This is a genomic window from Neobacillus sp. NPDC058068 (assembly GCF_042885335.1).
GTDB lineage: Bacteria > Bacillota > Bacilli > Bacillales > Cytobacillaceae > Neobacillus.
Window position 1 is genome coordinate 117,645 of record NZ_JBHVSI010000015.1, and the last position, 24,205, is coordinate 141,849.

Here is a 24,205-nt window from a genome sequence, read left to right on the forward strand (position 1 = left end):
GAGAATATCCACAAATCACACAGGATCTTGGCTCATAACAGAGTATATTGTTGCCGATCCTTCTCTAAATCTAAAAGAAACCGATTTAGATTGGTTTCATTAATCCAATTTGTACCCCAAACATCCTCATTTTTTAACATCGTCCCCAGCAGCCAAATCCTTCTAGCTGAAATAAAAAGGGGTAAACTTTTTAAGTCTGCTTCTTGTATATTTTTTTGGCTAAGATACCCATTTAAAAATCCATCCCAGCAAGCTTTTTCTTGGTTAGGGTAGTTATTTTTTAAATTCCACCAAAAGACGGCTATATCATAGGCACGATAGCCAACGCTGCAGCAATCAAAATCAAAGACTTCTAGTTTCTGGTCGTCAATGTGCATATTAAAGTTATGGAAATCACCGTGACAAAATCCATATTCAAGCTTCATGCCCAAAAGTTCACTTTTTATTTTTTCGACGATGTCCTTCAACGAATTTTCCCGATGTAAAACCTTTTCCAACACTGGAGAAAGGTACGTGATAGGCTCGTCCAAAAGGTGCTGCATATCTAAGTCGAAATTTCTCCTGTGAGCGGAATGGAACGAACTTGAATGCTTATGCAGTTCGGCTAACGACCTGCCGATTGTGAAACAATTTTCTTGGCTAATTACTGGTCTTTCACCGGGGGAATAGGTAAATAATACCCCATACCTAATTCCTTCAGGTGCTTGAATGGCAATTACCCAATTTCCCTCCACCGTATTTATCGGGGATGATACCGGGAAACCGGCCATTTTCAAATAATTAAGAGCATCGATTTCAAAAAGAATGTCAGATTCGGTTCTCCAATTATGACGGTAAACTCGGAAAATATACTTCACGGAATCTGTTGTGATCACATAACTATCGTTTAACCCCCGTGTTAAAAAATCACAGCTAATCACATCTGCAATCTCATAGGGGGCCAACAGGCTGCGTATTGAGTAAGCTGAAATTAATGAATGTGTAACGTTAATCTTAAAGTCCATTTCTGCCTGGGACCTCAAATCCAATCAGATGAAAAGATTCTTGTTCCAGGACGACACCTCCTTTGAAGAAAATAAACATAGTAGTTTGAACCAAACCCATGAAAGCACAAAAGGAGCCGGCAAAATGCTTGCCAGCCCCAAAATAAACTCATTTCTGCAACTCTAAAGCATGTTAACTTCAAAGCTAGACTAATTTCATGGCCTCGAATTGAACTTCAAACCAAGATTATTTCACCGCACCGCAGCAATTCTTATACTTTTTGCCGCTGCCGCAGATGCATGGATCATTGCGGCCGACGTTAACTGGGTTGACTTTCGGTTTTTTCTTAACGGGTTCGCCATCATCTTTCGGATTCATCGCTTGTCCTTTGGCTACCTCTTCCCGCTCCAGATTGTTGCGGATTTCGGCCTTCATGATGTACATAGCTGCTTCATCCTCAATAGATTGAACCATTGCCTCAAACATCGCAAAGCCCTCATGCTGGTATTCACGAAGCGGGTCGATTTGTCCGTAAGCGCGCAAGTGGATGCCTTGACGAAGCTGATCCATGGCGTCAATGTGGTCAATCCATTTAGAGTCAACCGCACGCAGCGTAACAACCTTCTCAAATTCACGCATTTGCTCTGGATAAAGAATTTGTTCTTTCTCCTCGTAGCGTTCCTTCACCTTAGCGAAAATAGTGTCGACAATTTCGTCGGTATCCTTGCCCTTAAAGTCTTCCACGCTCATATCGCCCTCATGAAGCAGAGTTCCATGGACGTAATCGACGATCCCTTGCAGGTTCCAATCCTCTTCATCCTCATGGCGGGAAGCATGTGTTTCGACATTACGCTGGATCGAGTTTAAGATCATTTTCTGAACAATGTCGCGAAGGTTCTCCGATTCTAACACTTCATCACGCTGCGTGTAAATAATTTCACGCTGCTGACGGAGAACATCATCATATTGCAGCAGCTGTTTACGAGCGTCAAAGTTATTGCCCTCTACGCGTTTTTGCGCAGATTCAACGGCACGGGACACCATCTTACTTTGAATCGGCTGATTATCATCCATGCCGAGTTTTTCCATCATCGTTTTCATATTATCAGAACCGAAGCGGCGCATCAGCTCATCTTCCATCGATAAATAGAACTGAGTAATACCTGGATCGCCTTGACGCCCTGAACGTCCGCGGAGCTGGTTATCGATACGTCTGCTTTCGTGGCGTTCAGTACCAATTACCGCAAGACCGCCCAGTTCAATAACTCCTTCGCCAAGCTTAATGTCCGTACCACGGCCGGCCATGTTCGTCGCAATCGTAACGGAACCTTTGTGACCGGCTTCGGCAATGATTTCTGCCTCACGCTCATGGTTTTTCGCATTCAAGACATTATGATGAATCCGCTTTTTAAATAAATAAGTAGAAATCAGCTCAGACGTTTCAATCGCAACTGTACCAACTAGCACGGGCTGGCCTTTTTGATTACGCTCAGCAATATCTTCGACAACCGCACGGAACTTGCCATCCATCGAGGAGTAAATTAAATCGGGACGGTCATCACGAGCAATTGGTTTGTTAGTAGGAATGACAATAACATTCATATTATAAATATTGCGGAATTCTTCTTCTTCCGTTTTCGCTGTACCGGTCATTCCAGCCAATTTTTCATACATACGGAAGTAATTCTGGAACGTAATTGTTGCCATTGTCATACTTTCGTTTTGGACCTCAAGGCCTTCTTTTGCCTCAATCGCTTGGTGCAAGCCTTCACTATAGCGGCGTCCCTTCATCAAACGGCCAGTGAACTGGTCGACAATGACGATTTCGCCTTCCTGAACGACATAATCAATATCAAGGTGCATGCTGACATTTGCCTTTAATGCCTGGTTAATATGGTGATTTAAGGTAACATGCGACATGTCAAACAGATTTTCAATCCCGAATGCTTTTTCGGCTTTGCTAATCCCTTCTTCAGTCAGCATAACTCCCTTCGTTTTCTCATCATACGTATAATCCGTATCCTTCGTCAGCACCCGGACAAAAGCATTAGCCTGGATATAGAGGGCAGCCGACTTTTGCGCTGAACCTGAAATAATCAGCGGTGTCCGCGCTTCATCAATTAAAATCGAGTCAACTTCATCGATAACCCCAAAGAAAAGGGGACGCTGCACCTTTTGTTCCTTATATAGAACCATATTGTCACGTAAGTAATCAAAGCCAAATTCGTTATTTGTACCATAGGTAATATCGCAGGCATAGGACGCCTGTTTTTCGTCCTTGTCCATGCTATTTAAATTCAGGCCGACGGTTAAGCCTAAAAATTGATACAGCTCACCCATTTCGGTCGCGTCACGGCTTGCCAAGTATTCGTTGACTGTAACTACGTGAACACCCTTACCAGAGAGGGCATTCAAGTAAACCGGCAATGTCGCCGTTAAGGTTTTACCTTCACCCGTTTTCATCTCGGAAATATTCCCTTCATGAAGAGAAATACCTCCCATTAATTGAACATGATATGGATACAGACCGAGAACACGGCGAGCACCTTCACGAACAACGGCAAATGCTTCAACTTGCAAGTCGTCAAGGGTTTCACCCTTTTGATAACGGGTCTTGAACTCTTCCGTTTTTTCTCGAAGCTGATCGTCTGTAAGCCTTTCTGTTTCAGCAGCAAGTGCGTCAATTTTCACAGCTATTTTGTCTAAACGCTTTAGCTCGCGTTTATTCAGATCAAATACTTTATTTAAAATCCCCATCAATGATGAACGCTCCTTTTTTTCGAGAGTCAAAATTCACTTTTTCAAAAAAATCTGTCAAAATCATTCGATAATTTCCCTATTTATCTTACCACTTCCGTAATTCAGTGACAACAATGTTAACAAGGAAGCAGAAATTGACACACTTCCCTAATAGAAAGCTTTAGAACAATTTTCGATTTTTAGACAAATATGTCAGAGAAATGGCGTTTTATGGATAATTCATAGCGACCCCGAATAACCCCTTTCAAAATTCATTGGCGAATGAATAAACATTAATTATCTTGTATTAAAATGCGATATTATGCAAGTTAGTACTATAAAGATAGTGCTAATATAACTCTGTAATAACAACGTTCTTATGTTGTTTTTAGTGAAAAAGAGAAATTGAATCATTATGAAAAAATATTCACAAATTGTACATTGGATTATACTCTTACAATGTTAGATACTACCTTTAGAGAGGTTAATATGGAAAATAAATAGAGAATTAAAACCAAAATGGGAAGGGTGAGTAAAGTGGCCATTTGGGGGAAAAAGAAAAATAAAGAGACAGATCCCGAAACAAGAGAAAATAAAAAGAAAGTTGGCCTGATTCGCAGACTTTGGCAAAAGTTCAGAAACATAGATTGGAAGAATCCAGTCAACCGGTGGAAGCTGTTATTTGTTTCACTCGTTGGTTGTATTGTTGTTTTCGGCGGTGGATACGGAGTGCTTTCCTTAACCAACTCGCCATCATTCTGTTCAAGCTGTCACGAGATGGCACCTGAGTATTCAACGTTTACAGCGAGTGCGCATAGTAATATTTCCTGTGTTCAATGTCATATTAAGCCTGGGTTTACCAACATGATTACCCACAAAATGAAATCAATGAAAGAGGTTTACTACCATGTAACAGGCATACCTGAACAAATTGTTCAAACGGAAGAAGAAGCCGTTTCTAACGAGAACTGCTTACAATGTCACTCTAAGAACCGGCTTGTCACTGCATCTGGTGACTTAAAAGTGAATCATAAAGGTCATATTGAAAAGGATATTCCTTGTATTACCTGTCATGCAGGGGTTGTGCACGCAAAAATCGCTGCCCGCGGAATTAATACCGAAGAGGTTCGCGGCCATTGGACAAAGGAAAATGCTGAAAAGCTAATGGAAGAGAAATACTTGAGACCTAACATGGGTTCTTGTATTGACTGCCACGAGAAAGTAAACAACGGCGAAGAACCATGGAAAGAGGTTGCTTACAATGTTCCGCCAAATCCAGAAGAAGTCCAGCACAAGCTAGACGAACAAACGAAAAAAGCATCTGGTGAAGCCGCATCAACGGAAACGAATGAAGATGAAACGGCAGCAGCCCATGATGAAAAAACCCAAGAAATAATTTTACAAGCAATCGGAAAGCAAAAGAAAGACGTCAAGATTTCGATGGAATGTAAAACATGCCACAAACAAACAGAAATTCCAAAGACGCACCAAGCAGCTGATTGGAGTGGAAATCATGGTGATACTGCGGTTCAACAGCTTGATAAATGTGTGAACTGTCACCAAGATTCTAAATGGGCAAGAGAAATTCCAAAAGAAGACATTATGTCATTACTGAAAATGAAAGAGCAAGAAACAAAAGCAAGTAAATATACACCTAACATGACAGTGGTAAAAGATCAAGCTAGAACAAATAAATTCTGCGGCGCCTGTCACTCCGACCGTCCTAAAGGACATGGGGATAGTAATCAATGGTTAACATCTCATGCGGCCAATGCAAAAACAAATGACCAGAAAGCAGAATGCTTTGTCTGCCATGATCGTGAAAAGCCAAAAGCTGACTCAGGCAATGTAAAAGCACCAACAGATGTTTATTGTCAATACTGCCACAGAACTGGTTTTAAAGATGATAAAACAAAATAATACAATTTTTAATCTGGAGGGACGCTTTTATGAATGTAGAGAAAAAACAGCTGCGGTTCCCTCCTCGTTATCGCTATATGTTAATCAAAATTGTAACCTTAACATTGTTGTTTCTAGCCCTATTCTTCATTATCGGAGTTTACGGGCTACATGCAACCTCAAGCTCAAAGTTTTGCTCATCCTGTCATGAGATGAAGCCAGAGTATTATACATGGAAGGCCTCCACCCATAGCGAAGTGGATTGTGTAAAATGCCATACTGAGCCTGGGATTAAGCAGATAGCGAAGGATAAAGCAGACGGAGTTATCAAGGGTTTACGAAATGAACAAGTGACAACAGCAGCGATCATCCGCATGCCGAAAGAAATTTCAAATAGTAAATGTGAAAAGTGTCATAATATGGCAACTCGTGGAGTCTCAGCATCAGGGGACATCATTATTCCCCATCAGCAGCATTCAGATAAAAAAATTAAGTGTACACAATGCCATAGCAATGTTGCCCATGGGGAAATTGCCGACCGAAATATGACCTTCAAGACTGACTATGATAAATGGGATAGCAAGGTCGGTAAAGCAGCGATGGCGGATCTGAAATTCATTCGCCCAAAAATGGAAACGTGTATGGATTGTCATATTGCAAGAAAGATCACCACGGAATGCAGTGCGTGCCACACGACCGGAATGGTTCCGGACAGCCATAAAAAGGCAGATTTCAAAACGAAAACACATGGCATTATCGCGAAAACGGACTTAAAGGATTGCAATGCATGTCATAAGTATATGTCTACAGCGACGTTGGAAGGGTATGAAGAGGTCTCTGTGATTGACAAATATTTAAACAAAGATGGCGGGCAATCAAACAAAAACGAACATGCCTATGCAAAAGAAAATACCTTTTGCCAGGCCTGTCACCAAACACGTCCGGCAAGCCATACGCAATCGTTTATCGGCAGCCATGGTGAACAAGCAAGTAAAAACGAAGAAAAATGCTACACCTGCCATGAGCCTAATCAATCCAATACCGCTAGTGACAATACGGTTAATTGTTCTACATGTCACCAGATGAAACATCGAAATAATTGGCGTGACCGTCATCCGATACCTGTGGAGAATGTGAAGAAACCGGAAGCAAGATGCTATACCTGCCATGCAGAAAAAACTTGCACAAGCTGCCACAAAAGCAATAAAGACTAGCCTAAGCAAATCTTTGGACTAGTTCATAACAGCAAAGAAAAAGAATTTTTTTGAGGAGGATCCTTATGGAGGCCCAAGAACTCCCGATAATCGAAAAGCCTGAATCCAACAAGAATACACGCGAAATGAAACGAAAAGTTCGCTTTACAAAGTTACAAGGATTATCGCTCATCATTGCAACCTTACTTATAAGCTTGATTGGTGGATATTTAGTTTGTGACAACTTTATTTGGTCAAATAAAGACCTAAGCAGAATCGACCAACAAATTGCCTATTATGAAGGCCAGGTTAGTAAAGAACCCAACAATCCTGAACACCGGGTTAACTTAGGTTATTCCTATAATTTAAAAGGTCAGAATGAGGATGCTATTAAACAATTATTAATTGCCATTGATTTAGATAAAAAGAATGTCGGAGCGTATTTCAACTTAGGGGTTGTCTATAACGATGAAAAGCGCTATGACGATGCCCTAAAGCAATCCAAAAAGGCAGTAGAATTAGCCCCGAAAGACTATAAGGGCTATTTATTAGAAGGAATGGTTTATCGAAAACTAAAAATGTACAAAGATGCACTGGCATCTCTTGATGAAGCAAACAAACTAATGCCAGTTAATAATGATATTATCTTTGAGATTGGCAGAGTAGCAGAGGATCAAGGGAAAGTGGCTGATGCCGAGGAGCTCTACAAAAAGGCATTGAGTTACGACCCTCTTTATAAACCGGCATCAGAAGCGTTAACTAGATTAGCAGCCAAAACGAAAGACAGCAAATAAAAGGAGATGACTAGAATTGAAAAAGACAACTGTATATATATGGATGAGTACAATGGTTGTACTTTCTGCAGCACTATTCACGGGCATCACCTTTTTTGATTTAGGACCAACACTGAAACCTATCGTGGCGAAAGCAAACCCCGTTGGCGGTGAACCTGAATTTAGACAGTCTTTCTATGGCAGCTTCGATGTTCCACTGAATAAACCAATGGATGTTGCCAAAATTGGCGAGCTCATTTACGTTACCGATACAAATAACAATCAAGTACAGGTATTTGATCAATCTGGAAATAATGTCTTGAAATTTGGGGAAGCAGGGACAGAAAAAGGCCAATTGCAATTCCCGTACGGAATTTCAGGCGATAAAAGTGAAAATATTTATGTAGCAGATTTATATAATGGCAACATTTCCATTTTTAATAACAAAGGTGAATTTATTAACTATTTCCCTGATCAAGAAAAGGCGATTAAGTCGCCAGGAGGATTGCGCATCTACGGTGAAAAGTTGTATGTCACCGATATTAAAGAAAACAAGCTGTTTGTCTTTAATTTAGAAGGCAAAAAATTGATGGAAATTGGCGGCGCTGGCCAAGAAGACGGTAAGTTCATTGCGCCTAACGCGGTAGCTGTCGATAAAGATAATCATATTTATGTCACTGATTCCGGTAATAATCGCGTTCAAGTTTTTGATAAAGATGGAAAGTTTATCAGAATCATTAATGGCTCTACGGATGGGAAAGGTGAACCGATTTTTGTTAATCCAAGGGGCGTAGGCGTTGATTCCAAAGGCACTGTTTATGTGGTAAGTAATTTATCCCATAATATTTATGCCTATGACAAGGATGGAAAGGAAGTCCGGGTAATAGGCGGAATGGGAACAGACAACGGCCAGCTTTACTTACCTAACGGCTTATTTATAGACGAACGAGACGCCATATTCGTAACAGATACGATTAACCAAAGAATTTCAGTATTCTATTAGTTATCTTTTTCATTAAAGGAGGTGATGCGAAAAAATACGATCAACCGTTTTGAATAGAAAAATAAATAAAAAAAGAGAGAGAAAGAAATTTGGGAGGTTTTTAGAAATGAGCAAGATTAAATTAGGCTTTTCGGCATTGTTAACGCTAATTTTGCTAAGCATGTTTGCTGCCTTGGCGTCTGCAGAAGGAAATTTCACCCCAACACCAAGCAATCCGGCAGAAGGAATTAATATCGGTACAGTTGATAACTTTGGTCAAGTAAATGCACACAAAACACATGGAAATTTCCAAAACAATACAAACTCTTGCGCAAACTGTCACAGTACACATAATGGTGCTGATACTAAATTAGTTAAATTCAAAAACGCCGAATATGATATGTGTTTATCCTGTCATGACGGTACAATGGGCTTTTATAACGTCAAAAAAGCAAGCGGCGCCGGAATTTTCAGCGAATCCCATGAAAGTGAATCCATGCATAATGTATCATCAGGAATCAAAAATAGTGCTGCTCCTGGGGCCTATACCAATAAAGATACAAACGAATTAACATGTTCAAGCTGTCATAACCCGCACGGATCTGTCAATGACAGATTATTAAAAGAAAATGTGATCGGTAATACGCCATTTGCCTATACAATGGTGAATGGAGTTAAAGTACCTACTCAAAATGGAATTAAAACCGTTAACCTTGCTTTAACTGAGGATCCTGCTTATGCTGACATAAATAAATCGACAACAAATTCAGGACTAAAAATCACTACATCCATTGGTCCTAAGGACAATACTGACAAAGTAAACTATTCTCAATTCTGTGCAGCTTGTCATGATGATTATGCTGCTAGCAGAAGTGCTGGTAGAAATAGTAATAAGGACAAAGCTCCAGGAAACACTAATCATGATTTCCTTTACACGCATACTTCTAACTCCAGCTCACAAGGCAGAAACTGTGCAGCTTGTCACTATGCTCACGGTACAGATATTTCAACGTTAATGGATACTGCTGGAAAAACAATTGCTGATTTAACGAAATCACCTGCACAAGGTGGTAAAGGCTGGACTGAAACTGTTGCCAAAGATTACATGAAAGATGTAAGTGCTGGCGGTTCTGCTAACAAGAAGTTCACCAACATGGCTGTTTGTTGGGCTTGTCACCAATCAACCCATGTAATTCCAGGTGTTACTGCAGTCCCAGGTGGAGATTATAGCGGAAAAACAAAAATCCGCTAAAAAAAGCTAACAAATAGCCGCACTATTCGTTAGCTCACCAAAAAACGGATGTAAGATAAACAAGGTAGTAATAGTCATTATTACTGCCTTGTTTTATTATTCCAGCTAGGAGACAAATTGTCAAAAAGATTTAACTTAACGACGATAATTAATGTTAATTCAGTTGATATAATAAAGAAAAGCGAAAGCACCCGTTTAGCAAATAAAAAAGCCATTTGCTTTTTAGGCAAAGAGAAAAGGATGAATATCATGAAAAGGATGAACGTCAAACGAAAGTTATTCACATACATCGTTATTTGGAGCGTTTTTCTTAGTTCCCTCCTTTTATATTCTCCTGAAGCAAACGTTCTATCAGCATCAGGTGTCCCAGAAATAACCATGAATTCTCCTGATGAAGGAGCAGTGTTTAATGTTTCAACGGTTGAATTGACCGGAAAAATTTCCAGTGAATCTACTACTCCGGACCTACTTACAATAAAGGTATTCGAACAGCTGCCAGGTGATTCAGAGCAGCCTAAAGAGATGACATTGGATGGAAAGCTTTCTATAACACCGAAGGAGAAAGATGCTGACTTCTCTTATTCAGGGAAGTTCAGTGAGGGGGCCCATACCCTTACCTTTTTCGTCACCGATAAGGATGGAGTTAGTAATAGTGTAGACCAGTCCTTTACTGTTAGGACTACAGTGACCGAACGGAATAAAGTTACACAATCGGCTGCCCCTTATGAGACGGTAGATCCAAGCAAGCCTTCAACTAAAGAAGAAGACACAAGTCAATCTGCTGCTTCAACTCCTGGGACTATTCAAACCTCTATTGAGGAAAATGGAAATAGGCCATATATGGCAAAAATGTATCTCATTCCAAAGGGTTCAGAGAAATTGTATGATCCGAGAGATAAGAAAAGTGATTGGACTAAAGAACACTTACTTCCAGCTGAAGATATGACTCGGATACCTGTGGGTTATCAAATATTAATTGACATCAGAAGTGATGAATCTTTATCTAAAACTCAACCTTTGATAACGTTTTTCGGAGAACAAGGAAAAGATGGAGAAAAGGGAAAAGAGCAGTTAGTAAACACTCTTGATATTTCAAATGGCATAAAGTCGTTTGTATATACGTTTACGCCGGAAAAGAAGCTTAGCCACAGAACAACCTATTATGTATATTTGAATCCAAACATCGCTAATGATTCAGGAAAAATCATTCCGAGGTTCCTTAAATTTACTACGGTTAGTCCTAATCATCAAGATGAGGAAGATCTTTCGACTGATCCGGAGATGAAAATCGCCGACATACCGGACCATAAGAGATCATTAGACTTCAATATACACGGAAATTATTCAAATGTGACCAATGCATGCCAATACTGCCATAGCACCCATAACGGAAAGAATGAAAGCCTAGAAGGCGGTACATTTGGAAATGAAGAAAATTTGTGCATGTCCTGTCATGATGGGACTACGGGCACTAAGATTGGACCTAAGGTTGTTGAAAATAGTGAGACGCTAAAAACGAATCAACATAATCAAAACTCTAGCAGCTCGTGCACAAGTTGTCATAATCCGCATACACAGGGGACATTAGAAAATCCGAATAGCTTTAAACCAGTTTCCACTACCGATAGCCATATTCGAACCTATAAAAAGGCTAGTACTGCAGAGGGAAAAGTGGGTGAATTTTCATTATGTTTAAGCTGTCATAGAGGAAATGCAGTTGAAAAAGGGGATAAACCGGCTTCAGATATTAACCAATATTACAGTGATCCGGTCCATATTAAGGATTCCTTGCATAATATTAAAGCAACTGAAGACAGCGGCAGCGTGTTAAAAGGCCAGCTTCCATGCGCGGAATGCCATGAAACACATGGTTCCAATAATATTAAAATGTTAAGGGAAGAGCTTGGCAATGTGCAACTAAAAGCCGAAGATAAGTTTAAGACAACTGGTTCTACGTGGACCGATTCTGATGAACGAAAGTTCTGTATAAGTTGCCATAACGGCTCGACCAATATTTATGGAAAAACCGGGAAGCTTAGTGAAAAAGATGCTGCTACTGGGGATACAATATCCGGACATCAAAAAGAAGATAAACAGGGCTGCTCCTTCTGTCACGGTGGAACAAGTAAATCAGCTAGAGAAGCTGCCCACGCACCGAAAAGAACAACTCCATAAGAAAAGCGCAAGCGCCGCTGACCAGGGCGCTTGCGCATTTTGTTTTAATCCTCTTGACCTTTCTTGGCCCCTTTTTTGCCTTTTTTCTCAATGAGCGCTAGTTCTGGCTTGCTTTTCTGTTTACCAGCCTTATCCACTCCAGAGCTCCCGCCTATTGGAAACTCAATTATAGAAGCTGTTTCAAATGGAGGCATTGCGGGTGATTCCTCCCCGCCAAAAACCAAGCCCTTCAACTCGGCTATTTCCGCTGATAATTCCGTTTCCATCTCTAAAACAATCGAAGCAACAGCATTTGCGGCAGCACCGTAAAGCCTTGCCAGCTCCTTTTGCGTTCTCGTTTCTCCCAGCGGTGCAATCGTCGACAGTAAATAATGGACTGCAGCAGCATAAAGATTTGGATTTTGGATTCGCTTTTGCTTTTTCTCACAAAAGTTAAACCAAAGGATAATCCCAGTATCGACAATCGGAGGCGGTACCTCAGACTCCAGCTTCGCTTTGAAAATATCGGCAACCTCCTTATAAATTGGTTTTGACCATTCCATCTCTTCTATTTCCAGCATACCGCCGATTATTGGCAGTTCACTTAAGACTTCTAGGAAAAAGTCCTTCAAATATTCCTGTGGGGAATCATAGTCAGCATCCAAGCTGCTATCTTCAATAAAAGAAAAGGCATGTTCAGGCTTTAGGACAGGTAAATCAAATGGTGATGGGAAGAAGAGATAATTTTGCTCGTAAGGCACAATCATTCCAATGAAGAATGAACCCTCTTCAATCGTGACATTGACGCTGCCGACAATGGCATTCAATTGTTCGGAGGTAAAGCCATCCTCAACTGTAAGTTGATTGTTGTCGACGCTGATGACCTTACCGGCAATCACTCTCGCATTGCTCCATGTTTGGAGAATTTGCTTCAGTTTAGGGCGCTTGATTTTTCCTGCTTCAGCCGCTATAAATTTCTCAATAATTGTTTCTTCGTCATCCAATTCCTCAAAAAGAGAAAACCAAATGGCATGAATGAGCTCATAGAATTCCCGTTCCTGTTCCATATCGAAATCAATCATTTCTGATAGATCCTCAAAATCCTCATTAATTTCATTCCCAAAATGAAAGAATGCAAAATGAAGGATTCGCTTTTGAAGCTCATCCAGCTCACTCTCAATAATCAGGTTGATGGAAATAGCTTTGTTTGCCCCGCAGCACTTACTGTACTTTTCTCCACTGCCGCACGGACAAAGATCATTCCGGTTTATTTTTTCCATCTCACTTCACTCCCTTGTTTCAAAATGCTTTCAATATGCTATGTATCAAACAGTTGATTTGATAGGTTTATTTCATATGTTCAGTTCTTATTTAATAGTACCATTTTTCACATGCCGTATATAAACATACTTTTAAAAATGTGCCTATTTTTGGTCAACCTTTGAATTTTTAACTACTATCACGCTATAATGGATATGGAACTGAACAGAGTTATTCAGAATAAACTAGATAACAGGATGTAATTTTTATTTTTTATAGAGGTGACGAAAATGGAATTAGCAGAAATTCGCAATGAATTAGAAAAATCAGCTAAGAAATTAGTGGACTTTAGGGGGTCTCTTTGACCTAGAGAATAAGGAAGCAAGAATTGCCGAGCTTGACGATGTGATGCTCCAGCCTGATTTTTGGAATGATCAGCAAGCGGCACAAACCGTTATCAGTGAGGCTAATGGCTTAAAGGACCAGGTAAATGAGTTCAATGAATTAAATGACTCGTTTGAAAACCTGGAATTGACCTATGAGCTTGTCAAGGAAGAAAATGATGAAGAACTTCGGGCGGAGCTGGAGACTGAGCTTTTGTCGTTAACCGGCCGTTTGAATCAATTTGAACTGCAGCTTCTCCTAAGTGAGGAGTATGATAAAAATAATGCGATATTGGAGCTTCACCCGGGTGCAGGCGGAACGGAGTCGCAGGACTGGGGCTCGATGCTCTTGCGGATGTATAGCCGCTGGGCTGAGAAAAAAGGTTTTAAGGTCGAGACGCTTGATTACCTTCCTGGTGACGAAGCCGGAATTAAGAGTGTAACGCTTGCCATTAAAGGCCATAATGCCTATGGTTACTTAAAGGCCGAAAAAGGCGTTCACCGTTTGGTAAGAATTTCGCCGTTTGACTCATCAGGCCGGCGCCACACTTCGTTCGTATCCTGTGAAGTGATGCCCGAACTGAATGACGATATCCAAATTGAAGTTCGGACAGAAGATTTAAAAATTGATACGTACCGTGCGACTGGTGCCGGTGGTCAGCATATTAATACCACGGATTCGGCGATCCGGATTACCCACCTGCCAACTGGTGTGGTCGTTACATGTCAAGCGGAACGTTCGCAAATTAAAAACCGAGAGGCAGCGCTGAAAATGCTCAAAGCCAAGCTCTACCAATTGGAAATCGAAAAGCAAGAACAAGAGCTGTTGGAAATTCGCGGTGAGCAAAAGGAAATCGGCTGGGGCAGTCAAATTCGTTCTTACGTCTTCCATCCTTATTCAATGGTAAAGGACCACCGGACTAATACCGAAAGCGGCAATGTTCAGGGCGTCATGGACGGTGACCTTGATCAGTTTATCAATGCGTATTTAAGGTCGAGAATTTCGTAACCATTTATATAATATGTGGAAAGCCTTTGCCGGCCAGTTCGGCAAAGGCTTTCCTTTTTAGGAGCTATCCTCATGAAACCCTCATTAATAGTAAATGCTAATAGTAATTTTAGTCCTTCATCGCGTCAGTTTACTGTCATTTACAGCAGATTTCTCCCATGCTATACTCTCTTTCGGTAAATAGAAAAAATGATTGTAAAAGGATTTTAGAGGGGAAAGTTAATATGAATATTTTAAGCAATCTTACACATACTTATCCAAGAATGAGAATCGTGGCCGATTATCTTTTTATCCTAATAGGCTCCGCCATCATTGCCATGGCATTTAATGTCTTTTTGCTGCCAAACCAAGTCGCTTCCGGCGGCGTAAGCGGGATTAGTACGATTTTAAAAACAGTGCTTGGCTGGGAGCCTGCCTACGTCCAATGGGCGTTTAACATTCCATTGTTCATTGCCGGGGTTGTTTTACTGGGAAAACAATTTGGGGCCAAAACACTTGCAGGGACGATTTTTCTGCCATTGGTTGTCTTTTTGACAAAAGGGTTTCAGCCATGGACGCATGACGCTTTGCTCGCTGCTTTATTCGGCGGGATTGGCGTTGGACTCGGGCTCGGGATTGTGTTTAGGGGAAAAGCTTCGACCGGCGGGACCGACCTTGCCGCTCAGATTATTAATAAATATACCGGTTTTACCCTTGGCAGATGTGTCGTAATGATTGATGGATTAATCGTCCTTACCGCAGCCATCGTCTTTGATATTGAAAAGGGATTGTATGCTCTGATTGCCCTTTATGTGACCAGCAAAACGATTGACCTCATTCAGGTTGGATTCGGCAGGTCAAAGATGGCGATGATCATTACGAGTAAGCAAGAAGAAGTGCGTACAGGAATTTTGAATAAAATTGACCGTGGTGTGACAAAACTATCTGCATATGGTGGTTTTACAGACCATGAACGGCCTGTCCTCATGTGTGTGGTTGATCAAACGGAGTTCACAAAATTGAAACAATTGGTTAAAACCCTTGACCCGTCAGCGTTTATCATCGTTATGGACGCAGCGGAAGTGTTAGGGGAAGGTTTCAAACGCGAGTAGGATTGGTATAATAGTTCTTTGATGGTATTATTTTCTGAAGGGGGTAAGTGTAATGAAGAAAAAGCTACTAGGATTTGTATTAGGAACATCCTTAGTTATGGGTCTTGCTGCTTGTGGGGGCGGCTCTGATACGAACAAGGACACGGCAAGCGGCGGTGAGGCAGCAAAGATTTTTGATCAAAAATGCTCTGGCTGTCATGGCGGCGATTTAAAAGGCGGCATGGGTCCAAACTTAACAAAAATTGGCTCAACGCTTTCCAAAGATGACATTTTGAATACAATTAAAAATGGTAAAGGCGCAATGCCGCCGAACGTAATTCAAGGCGATGACGCTGATAAAGTGGCAGATTGGCTTGCAGCTAAAAAGTAAAAATAATCAAAAACGTTCTGTGAATTTTCACAGGACGTTTTTTATTTTGGCTGTGTTAAAGAGCATAGATGATTTTAAACTATGTTGATTGGAGCGGAAGGCGGCGAAGACTCCTGCGGGAGTACGGGGCAGGGGAGACCCCGCAGGCGCTTTAGCGCCGAGGAGGCTCCCCGGCACGCCCGCGGAAAGCGAAGCCGCCTGGAGCGGAAATCAACAACCAAGTTTAACACAGCCTTTGTTTTTCAAAAATTGAAGGATTTTGTCGAATTTTGTATTGTTTGAAAAGAAACTGTAATATTTTTACCGCCCATTTTAGCGATTTTTGATGTTATAATGGGTCTATGCGAAATTATGCACACATATTTTGACATTCTGGTCCATTTTGCAAATAAATAAAGATTTTTGTCGAATCCTCGATTCGAACTATCTTTAAATAAAGGTGATAATAATGATCGAATTGCAAGAGGTATATAAAAAGTATCCAAATGGTGTTACCGCCATTAATGGAATAGACGTCCGAATTAATCAGGGCGAATTTGTTTATGTTGTCGGTCCAAGTGGTGCCGGGAAGTCGACTTTCATCAAAATGATGTACCGCGAAGAAGTACCCACTACTGGAACCATCACGATGAATGGCGTAAATCTTGCCAAATTAAAGATGAAAAAGGTTCCGCTTTTTAGAAGAAACCTAGGCGTGGTCTTTCAGGACTTCAAACTGCTTCCGACCTTGACTGTCTATGAAAATGTCGCTTTTGCTCTAGAAGTGATTGAAGCACAGCCAAAGTTCATTCGAAAACGGGTTATGGAAGTTCTCGAATTAGTAAATTTAAAGCATAAAATAAAAATGCTTCCAACGGAGCTGTCCGGCGGTGAACAACAACGTGTTTCCATTGCCCGCTCAATCGTCAACTCACCGAAGGTTGTGATTGCAGACGAGCCTACCGGTAACCTTGACCCAGAGACTTCATGGGAAATCATGAACATCTTTGAAGAGATTAATAATCGGGGCACAACGATAGTAATGGCGACCCATAATAGAGAGATTGTTAACACATTAAAACATCGCGTAATTGCCATAGAAAGCGGCAGAATTGTCCGTGATGAGCAAAGAGGTGAATACGGTTATGAAAATTAGGACAATTGGCCGTCACGCCCGCGAGAGTTTAAAGAATATTAGCCGGAATGGCTGGATGACGTTTGCATCCGTTAGTGCCGTGACCGTAACGCTTATTCTAGTTGGTGTCTTTTTTGTAATTATGATGAATCTAAATAGAGTGGCCCAAACGATTGAAGATGACGTACAAATTCGCGTTCACATCGATGTTGCTGCTAACGAAAAAGACCAGCAAACATTAAAAACCGAGCTCGAAAGAATGGCTGAAGTCAAAGCTGTCACCTTTTCCCCGAAAAAGAACGAGCTAGATAATTTAGTTAAAAGTCTTGGCGAGGATGGAAAGGCCTTTAAGCTTTTTGAACAGGATAATCCGCTCAACGATGTCTTTGTCGTAAAAACGAAAAAGCCAACAGATACCATGCTGGTTGCAAAAAAAGCTGAAAAGCTGAACTTTGTTTCAAAGGTTAGATATGGACAAGGTAAAGTGGAAAAACTATTTAAGTTTATTAAGGCGAGTCGTAACGTGGGAGTTGTGTTAATCATTGGCTTGTTCTTTACCGCCATCTTCTTAATCTCCAACACGATTAAAATTACGATTATTGCTAGACGAAGAGAGATCAAGATTATGAGATTAGTAGGTGCGACGAATACGTTTATTCGCTGGCCGTTTTTCTTAGAAGGACTATGGCTTGGTATTGTTGGCTCGATTTTGCCAATTATATTGATTTCTACCGCTTATTATCGTGCTTATGATTATATTGGTCCTAAGCTTGAGGGCACGTTTATCAAAGTGCTGCCATTTACTCCATTTGTTTATCAGGTTTCCGGTATTCTGATGCTAATGGGAGCCGTAATCGGTGTATGGGGCAGTGTCATGTCTGTAAGGAAGTTCTTGAAAGTGTAATTCTATTCAGGAGGGGCTGTCTATCCGGCTCTTCCTGATTTGTAAAATATCTTTTGCCACATAGATAAAGAAACAAATACATATACATAGAGTTGGGGGAAGTAGTCGGATATGAGGAAATCAGTTATTAAGCTTGCCGTTGTTGTAACGGTCGGGCTGGGGACTTCTTTTGGAGGGAATCCTGCTAAAACAGAGGCCGAATCTATCTCCAAACTGAAGGAAGAGCAAAATAAAATACATGAGCAGCGTTCCGATCTAAATTCGAATATTAATCAAGCAAATGATAAGATTACGAATCTCCAAGAGGAGCAAGCAAGCGTTAAGAGCGAATTGAAACGCCTTGATTTAGCGATTAGTGACGCCACTGCTAAGATTGATGAAAAACAAGCAAAAATAGAAGATACAAAAACTCAAATTGCTGCGCTTCAGGAAGAAACGGAGATTCTCAAGGATCGGATTAAGAAGCGGAATGTCCTACTGAAGGATCGGGCCCGCAGCTATCAGGAAACGGGCGGAATGGTCAATTACTTGGATGTATTAATGGGGTCAACCAGCTTTAGCGACTTCATTGACCGTGCGAATGCGGTCGCAACCATTTTGCAGGCCGACCAGGATATTTTAAAGCAGCATGAAGCTGACAAAAACGAGCTTGAGGAGAAACAATCTCAAGTTGAGAAAGAGCTTGCCAGCTTAAAAAAGATGCTCGCAGACTTGGAAACTATGAATAACCAATTGACTGCCCAAAAGGCTGAAAAGGATAAACTATTGGGAAGTTTAGAGAGTCAAGAGCATGAAGCCCATGAAGGAATGCTGGATTTAAAGGAGCAGGAGGAAATTCTTGCGGCTCAAGAGAGTTCGATTCAAAAAACAATCAAACAAGAGCAAGAACGCCAGGCTAAAGAGGCGGCAGCAGCAGCGGCAGCGGCAGCGGCTAAGAAAAAGGCAGCAGCCAGCAGTAGCAGCGGCAGCAGTAATAGCAGCAGTCCCTCTGCATCAGCACCACAGGTTTCAAGCGGCAGCTTTACAAGACCAGCTCCAGGTGTAGTTACTTCAGGATTCGGCGGACGCTGGGGGGCTTTCCACTATGGTGTTGATATTGCCCAAAGCGGCAACAATGTACCAATTGTAGCTGCAGCAGATGGGGTTGTCTCTGTTGCCCATTATTCAAGCAGTTATGGAAACGTGGTATATATTTCGCATTCGATAAATGGTCAGGTTTATACAACTGTTTATGCACATATGTCAGGTTATCAAGTATCACCAGGACAAACTGTCTCAAAAGGTCAACGAATCGGCACCATGGGGAATACCGGTGATTCCCAGGGCCAGCATTTACACTTTGAACTTTACAAAGGACCATGGGCCTATCATTCAGCGATAAATCCAATCGGCATTGTTCCAATTTAATAATCAAATTAAGGAAGAGGCTTAGCTTCTTCTTTTTTTTTGCCAAAAATTTATAGCATTGAACTTTGAGAATTGTCCAGCTCCAGCGCCCAGCGGCTAGTGGACTTCGCTCTTCTCCCTACGATAAGTCAACATCGGATCGCTCCGCTCTCCGTGTTTCCTTTATCTCAGTCGAAGCGCTCCAGTCCATACGCCGCTAAACGGGCGCTTCCGCTTTTCTATTCATAACTCGTCCATCCCTCACATATAAGTTAATAAACAGGCAGGAATTCGGTGCCTATTAGAAAAATAGATATGACAGGCATATTTATCTTGAGGAGGATTCTAATGAATCGAAAATGGATTGCCCTGTTGATGACGGGTTCGCTTTTAACCGGGGCAGGGGGCACCTATGCTGGATTGCAGTTTTTAGAGAAAAAGGAAAATAGAAACGAACTCGAGCAAGCACTGCTCCCTAAAGATCAACCTGTATCTTCTCAAACGGATATAAAAGACCTTGGAAAGGTTGAGCAGGCCTATGACATGATCCTAAGCCGCTATGTTGAAAAAGTGGACCAAGACAAACTGGTTGAAGGTGCCATCCAAGGAATGCTCTCAGTGCTAAAGGATCCCTATTCTGTTTATATGGACAAGGAAACGGCGCAGCAATTCACGCAAACCTTGGAATCATCCTTTGAGGGCATTGGAGCAGAGGTCGGCATGGTAGATGGAAAAATTGTCATCGTCTCGCCGTTTAAAAATTCTCCAGCGGAAAAAGCAGGCATCAAGCCGAATGACCAAATTCTGAAAATCGACGGCCAAAGTGTTGAAGGGCTGGACCTCAATAAAGCAACCTTAAAAATCCGCGGCAAAAAGGGGACACTGGTAACGTTAGAGATTGACCGCAAAGGGTTAAAGGAACCGCTGTCAATTGACGTCAAACGCGATGAAATTCCGCTTGAGACCGTCCACGCTTCCGTTAAGAAGCAAGATGGCAAAAAGATCGGCTATATCGAGATCACCTCCTTCGCTGAAAATACAGCGGCGGATTTTAAAAAGGACTTAAAGGCTTTGGAAAACGATGACATTAAAGGTCTAATCCTCGATGTACGAGGCAACCCTGGAGGATTTCTAGACAGTGTCGGTGATATATTAAAAGAATTTATCCCGAAAGATAAGCCCTATGTCCAAATCGAACCGCGTACCGGCAAAAAACAGCGATTCTTTTCCACCCTTTCCGAGAAAAAGAATTATCCAGTGCTTGTCCTAATCAACAAAGGCAGTGCATCTGCTTCGGAAATTTTGGCAGGTTCATTACAGGAAGCAGCAGGCTATCAGCTAGTCGGGGAAACCACTTTTGGAAAAGGAACCGTCCAACAGGCGGTACCGATGGGCGACGGCAGTAATATTAAATTAACCCTTTATAAATGGCTGACCCCAGATGGGAATTGGATTCATAAAAAGGGAATTAAACCGGATGTGACTATCAAACAGCCGACAATATTTGCTACTCATCCGATTCAAGTTGAGAAGACGCTAGTCGAGGACATGAACAATGAGCAGATCAAAAATGCTCAAGAAATTTTAAAGGGCTTGGGATTTGCGCCGGGCCGGACAGATGGATACTTCAGCGCCGAAACAACAATTGCTGTTAAAGGTTTCCAACAGGACAAAGGCCTAAAGCCGACAGGGGAAATCGATGCCAAAACAGCCGCAAAGCTTGAAGAAGCCGCGATGAAGGAAATGAAAAAAGAGAAGAATGACCTGCAACTGCAAATGGCGTTGAGATTGATAACGAAATAGACGATAGTGAGACTTCGGTCTCTTTTTTTTTGTATTATAGAATGTTAAAACTTTTTTAGAAACTAGCAATATGTTTTATGGTTTAAATTTGGTAAAATAAGCTTTAGAGACTTTTACATAATAGTTTACTAGAAATTTTGATTAGGCAGGTGGCAGGAAATGGTGGAAACATGGCTTGTGGAGCTACTTAAAGGGACAGGCAAGTTATTTCTTCATCCTGTTTTATACTATCTCGTTTTCCTCGCGGCCATTTTAGGCGTTATGAGGGTAAAACGGGAACGGAAAGATTTTCATATTCGAGCCCATGATGCATATTACGAACTCCGGCAGTTGTTTCCGCTGGGACTTCTTTGCGGGTTTATTCTTTCGATTATTGTTGTCGCGGCCGGTATCGCTGTACCTTTCGCTGCCATTCTATTAATCGCTGGATTCACATTTTTATGGTCATTGACGACAAATGTCCGGCTGATCTCACCTGTATACACAGTCGGGGCTGCTTTTTTCACGATCATATTAATCGCAGAAAATAACTGGTCGATTCCGCTCTTTTCGAAGGCGTTTGATGCGATTGGTGACAAGGTTTACCCTTCCGTAGTCGTGGTTCTTGGCCTTTTGCTAATTGCGGAAGGCGTGCTGATTTTAAAAAATGGCAGCAATGGAACATCACCGAAACTAGCAAAAAGCAAGCGCGGTCAAAGTGTGGGTGTCCATGAAGTGAAGCGCCTTTGGATGCTGCCGCTGTTCCTGCTTATTCCGGGTGACACGCTCCAGCTGCCATTCGATTGGTGGCCGCTGTTCCATATAGGTGCGAAGGAGTACACGCTGATTTTTGTACCTTTTGCAATCGGGTTCCATCAGCAAATCAAAGGGATGCTCCCAAAAGAAGCGATACAGCTTCATGGCCGGCAAGTCATTATGCTCGGGGTTTTTATCTCGATCCTCTCGGTGGCAGGTTATTGGTATCCGCTAATTTCGATTGTCATCGCAGCTCTTGCCGTAATAGGGCGTGAATCCTTAACATTAATGGCGTCAATTAAGGACGAAAATAGCCCATTTTATTTTTCGAAAAAAAATCAAGGCTTGATGATTATTGGCATCATTCCCGAATCCCCAGCAAGTAAAATGGGACTCCAAGTCGGGGAAATCATTGCCAAAGCCAATGGTGTGCTTGTCAGGGATGAAAACACCCTTTACGAAGCATTGGAAAAAAACCGCGCCCATTGCAAGCTCGAGGTCCTTGATAAAAATGGCGAGATTCGGTTCGTTCAACGTGCCCTCTACGAAGGAGACCACTACGAACTTGGCATCCTGTTTGTTCCGGACGAGCGGAAGTATGATAAGAAGATTGGGTAATTGTGGTTACGACGCTAACGTGGGGCTATATTTGAGTACATCTTCAACCACTATAGTCGATGACCAAAATAAACAACCGCAATCCCCTGCATTCATGTATGGGGTGAGGTTGTTTTTTTATAAATATTTTAGAACAAATGTTCCTTTTGTTGTAGAGTTAGTGTGAAATAAAAATAAAGGAGATAGAAATTTGAATGAATACTTATAAACTACATACGTATTAATTAGAAGCCCCATCTAAAGGAGGTATCTAAATGAAATATTCCCATCCCCCCGAAGTTAGACCTTACCTAATTTCAAAGACGTTAGTTCCTGAAAATCAAGAAACACCGATACATTTTTATAACGGCGATATTGTAACTGAAAAACTATTTTATAGAAGAAATCATTTTTCTTATCCCAACTTTGCTTCATCCTTTTATCTTCTCCCAATTGAGGGACTAGTACATACCCCAAAAGTTTTTTCATTACAGGAAATATATTCAATGCCATCTAAAACGATGAAAGTGGTTTTAGAATGTGCTGGTGATAAGCGAAAGTTATTTAAACCCAAAGTATTTGGAGAGCAATGGGGAAAAGGAGCAATAAGTCAAGGCATTTGGAAAGGCGTAACTTTAAGAACCTTATTGCAGTACACAGGATTACATGATTCCGCAAAAGAAATTGTTTTCGAAGGCTATGATAATGGAATAAGACCTGATTCTAACCAACTATTTAATTTTTCAAGGAGCTTACCCATTGAGAAAGCCATTGATCCAGAAACTATTATTGCTTACGAATACAATAATCAACCCATCCCCTTCAAGCACGGATTTCCTCTAAGATTAATTGTTCCTGGATGGTATGCCATGGCATCTGTAAAATGGATTAAAAAAATTACAGTGATTGACAAGGAATATAAAGGACCTTTTCAAGCAATTGATTACGTTTACTATCCGAACAAAGAAAACGATAGTGGAAAATTCCCCGTTACCACACTCAATGTTAATTCAACGATTCAATATCCATTAAATATGCAATTATTGCATACAGGAGTTTATGAAATTAAAGGGATTGCATGGTCTGGTAATGGGAAGATCGCAAATGTAGAGATTAGTATTGATGGAGGTAAGTCCTGGGATACTTGTCACTTAACCACTTCATCAGAGAAACAATCATGGGTTCGTTGGAATTATAAATGGGAAGCACTAAAAAAGGGAGAATACACCATACTTTCAAAAGCAAAGGATTCTAATGGGAATATTCAACCATTGGACCCAACGTGGAACAGGAAGGGCTATGGTTACAACGCTATAGATAGAATAAAAGTAAAAGTTGAGTAATTTTTTTAAAAAAGGCTGTGTTAAAGACCATTGTTGATTTTGAGTACAATGTTGATTGGAGTGGAAGGCGCGAGACTCCTGCGGGAGTAGCGGGACAGGTGAGACCCCGCAGGCGCTTTAGCGCCGAGGAGGCTCACCGCCCGCCCCGCGGAAAGCGAAGCGCCTGGAACGGAAATCAACATTCACTTTTAACACAGCCCTAAAAAAGTAAGCTCCTTTTTTGCTATTGGTCTT

18 protein-coding genes are annotated in these 24,205 nt (G+C 41.4%); 15 read left to right on the forward strand and 3 right to left on the reverse strand.

Going from position 1 to position 24,205, the window contains the following annotated elements:
* Window positions 1-32 precede the first annotated feature (32 nt).
* Window positions 33-1,004 (reverse strand): phosphotransferase, encoded by a 972-nt coding sequence (locus ACFVSW_RS18080; protein WP_387318039.1) that lies wholly within the window; start codon window positions 1,002-1,004, stop codon window positions 33-35.
* A 226-nt stretch (window positions 1,005-1,230) separates the two neighbouring features.
* Window positions 1,231-3,744, reverse strand: coding sequence for a preprotein translocase subunit SecA (secA, locus tag ACFVSW_RS18085; protein ID WP_387318040.1), 2,514 nt, complete (start codon window positions 3,742-3,744; stop codon window positions 1,231-1,233).
* A 516-nt stretch (window positions 3,745-4,260) separates the two neighbouring features.
* Here secA and ACFVSW_RS18090 point away from each other — a divergent pair.
* The 6 genes from ACFVSW_RS18090 to ACFVSW_RS18115 all read left to right on the forward strand — a co-directional run bounded on the left by ACFVSW_RS18090 (window position 4,261) and on the right by ACFVSW_RS18115 (window position 11,997).
* Window positions 4,261-5,643, forward strand: coding sequence for a cytochrome c3 family protein (locus ACFVSW_RS18090; protein ID WP_387318041.1), 1,383 nt, complete (start codon window positions 4,261-4,263; stop codon window positions 5,641-5,643).
* A gap of 29 nt (window positions 5,644-5,672) precedes the next feature.
* Window positions 5,673-6,836, forward strand: a complete 1,164-nt coding sequence (locus ACFVSW_RS18095; protein WP_387318042.1) for a NapC/NirT family cytochrome c — start codon at window positions 5,673-5,675, stop codon at window positions 6,834-6,836.
* Between the two features lie 65 nt (window positions 6,837-6,901).
* Window positions 6,902-7,609 (forward strand): tetratricopeptide repeat protein, encoded by a 708-nt coding sequence (locus ACFVSW_RS18100; RefSeq protein ID WP_387318043.1) that lies wholly within the window; start codon window positions 6,902-6,904, stop codon window positions 7,607-7,609.
* Window positions 7,610-7,625: 16 nt separating this feature from the next.
* Window positions 7,626-8,591: a 6-bladed beta-propeller gene (locus ACFVSW_RS18105; RefSeq protein WP_387318044.1), complete on the forward strand. Its 966-nt coding sequence runs from the start codon at window positions 7,626-7,628 to the stop codon at window positions 8,589-8,591.
* Window positions 8,592-8,697: 106 nt separating this feature from the next.
* Entirely contained in the window at window positions 8,698-9,822 is a 1,125-nt protein-coding gene (locus ACFVSW_RS18110) for a cytochrome c3 family protein (protein WP_387318045.1), read from the forward strand.
* Between the two features lie 117 nt (window positions 9,823-9,939).
* On the forward strand, window positions 9,940-11,997 hold the full coding sequence (locus tag ACFVSW_RS18115) for a multiheme c-type cytochrome (protein WP_387318046.1): 2,058 nt from the start codon (window positions 9,940-9,942) through the stop codon (window positions 11,995-11,997).
* A 44-nt stretch (window positions 11,998-12,041) separates the two neighbouring features.
* Here the strand turns inward: ACFVSW_RS18115 and ACFVSW_RS18120 are convergent, their stop codons facing one another.
* Window positions 12,042-13,256 carry a YecA family protein gene (locus ACFVSW_RS18120; protein WP_387318047.1) on the reverse strand — a complete coding sequence of 405 codons (1,215 nt, stop codon included), beginning with the start codon at window positions 13,254-13,256 and terminating at the stop codon, window positions 12,042-12,044.
* A 270-nt stretch (window positions 13,257-13,526) separates the two neighbouring features.
* Here ACFVSW_RS18120 and prfB point away from each other — a divergent pair.
* The 9 genes from prfB to ACFVSW_RS18165 all read left to right on the forward strand — a co-directional run bounded on the left by prfB (window position 13,527) and on the right by ACFVSW_RS18165 (window position 23,971).
* A protein-coding gene (prfB, locus tag ACFVSW_RS18125; protein ID WP_387318048.1) for a peptide chain release factor 2 occupies window positions 13,527-14,628 on the forward strand; the annotation gives its coding sequence in 2 pieces (ribosomal slippage) (window positions 13,527-13,598 and window positions 13,600-14,628; 1,101 coding nt in all).
* A gap of 224 nt (window positions 14,629-14,852) precedes the next feature.
* Window positions 14,853-15,719, forward strand: coding sequence for a YitT family protein (locus ACFVSW_RS18130; RefSeq protein WP_387318049.1), 867 nt, complete (start codon window positions 14,853-14,855; stop codon window positions 15,717-15,719).
* 52 nt (window positions 15,720-15,771) lie between these two features.
* Window positions 15,772-16,089 (forward strand): cytochrome c551, encoded by a 318-nt coding sequence (cccB, locus tag ACFVSW_RS18135; protein ID WP_024029806.1) that lies wholly within the window; start codon window positions 15,772-15,774, stop codon window positions 16,087-16,089.
* 448 nt (window positions 16,090-16,537) lie between these two features.
* Complete coding sequence (gene ftsE / locus ACFVSW_RS18140; protein WP_387318050.1) at window positions 16,538-17,224, forward strand: cell division ATP-binding protein FtsE; 687 nt, start codon at window positions 16,538-16,540, stop codon at window positions 17,222-17,224.
* Window positions 17,214-18,107 carry a permease-like cell division protein FtsX gene (gene ftsX, locus ACFVSW_RS18145; RefSeq protein WP_387318051.1) on the forward strand — a complete coding sequence of 298 codons (894 nt, stop codon included), beginning with the start codon at window positions 17,214-17,216 and terminating at the stop codon, window positions 18,105-18,107. The genes ftsE and ftsX overlap by 11 nt, the downstream gene beginning before the upstream one ends.
* Window positions 18,108-18,218: 111 nt before the next feature.
* Entirely contained in the window at window positions 18,219-19,514 is a 1,296-nt protein-coding gene (locus ACFVSW_RS18150) for a murein hydrolase activator EnvC family protein (RefSeq protein ID WP_387318052.1), read from the forward strand.
* Window positions 19,515-19,841: 327 nt separating this feature from the next.
* A complete protein-coding gene (locus tag ACFVSW_RS18155; protein WP_387318053.1) occupies window positions 19,842-21,296 on the forward strand; it encodes a S41 family peptidase in 1,455 nt (484 codons plus the stop codon).
* Between the two features lie 159 nt (window positions 21,297-21,455).
* A complete protein-coding gene (locus ACFVSW_RS18160; protein WP_387318054.1) occupies window positions 21,456-22,649 on the forward strand; it encodes a PDZ domain-containing protein in 1,194 nt (397 codons plus the stop codon).
* Window positions 22,650-22,903: 254 nt separating this feature from the next.
* Complete coding sequence (locus tag ACFVSW_RS18165; RefSeq protein ID WP_387318055.1) at window positions 22,904-23,971, forward strand: sulfite oxidase; 1,068 nt, start codon at window positions 22,904-22,906, stop codon at window positions 23,969-23,971.
* Window positions 23,972-24,205: the final 234 nt, after the last annotated feature.

Excerpts from the sequence above, each read along its gene's own strand:
- ACFVSW_RS18130 (WP_387318049.1), top strand. The coding sequence starts at position 14,853 with ATGAATATTTTAAGCAATCTTACACATACTTATCCAAGAATGAGAATC.
- ACFVSW_RS18080 (WP_387318039.1), bottom strand. The coding sequence starts at position 1,004 with ATGGACTTTAAGATTAACGTTACACATTCATTAATTTCAGCTTACTCA.
- ACFVSW_RS18165 (WP_387318055.1), top strand. The coding sequence starts at position 22,904 with ATGAAATATTCCCATCCCCCCGAAGTTAGACCTTACCTAATTTCAAAG.
- ACFVSW_RS18155 (WP_387318053.1), top strand. The coding sequence starts at position 19,842 with ATGAATCGAAAATGGATTGCCCTGTTGATGACGGGTTCGCTTTTAACC.
- ACFVSW_RS18110 (WP_387318045.1), top strand. The coding sequence starts at position 8,698 with ATGAGCAAGATTAAATTAGGCTTTTCGGCATTGTTAACGCTAATTTTG.
- ACFVSW_RS18150 (WP_387318052.1), top strand. The coding sequence starts at position 18,219 with ATGAGGAAATCAGTTATTAAGCTTGCCGTTGTTGTAACGGTCGGGCTG.
- ACFVSW_RS18120 (WP_387318047.1), bottom strand. The coding sequence starts at position 13,256 with ATGGAAAAAATAAACCGGAATGATCTTTGTCCGTGCGGCAGTGGAGAA.
- ACFVSW_RS18160 (WP_387318054.1), top strand. The coding sequence starts at position 21,456 with ATGGTGGAAACATGGCTTGTGGAGCTACTTAAAGGGACAGGCAAGTTA.
- ACFVSW_RS18100 (WP_387318043.1), top strand. The coding sequence starts at position 6,902 with ATGGAGGCCCAAGAACTCCCGATAATCGAAAAGCCTGAATCCAACAAG.
- ftsX (WP_387318051.1), top strand. The coding sequence starts at position 17,214 with ATGAAAATTAGGACAATTGGCCGTCACGCCCGCGAGAGTTTAAAGAAT.
- ACFVSW_RS18095 (WP_387318042.1), top strand. The coding sequence starts at position 5,673 with ATGAATGTAGAGAAAAAACAGCTGCGGTTCCCTCCTCGTTATCGCTAT.
- ftsE (WP_387318050.1), top strand. The coding sequence starts at position 16,538 with ATGATCGAATTGCAAGAGGTATATAAAAAGTATCCAAATGGTGTTACC.
- cccB (WP_024029806.1), top strand. The coding sequence starts at position 15,772 with ATGAAGAAAAAGCTACTAGGATTTGTATTAGGAACATCCTTAGTTATG.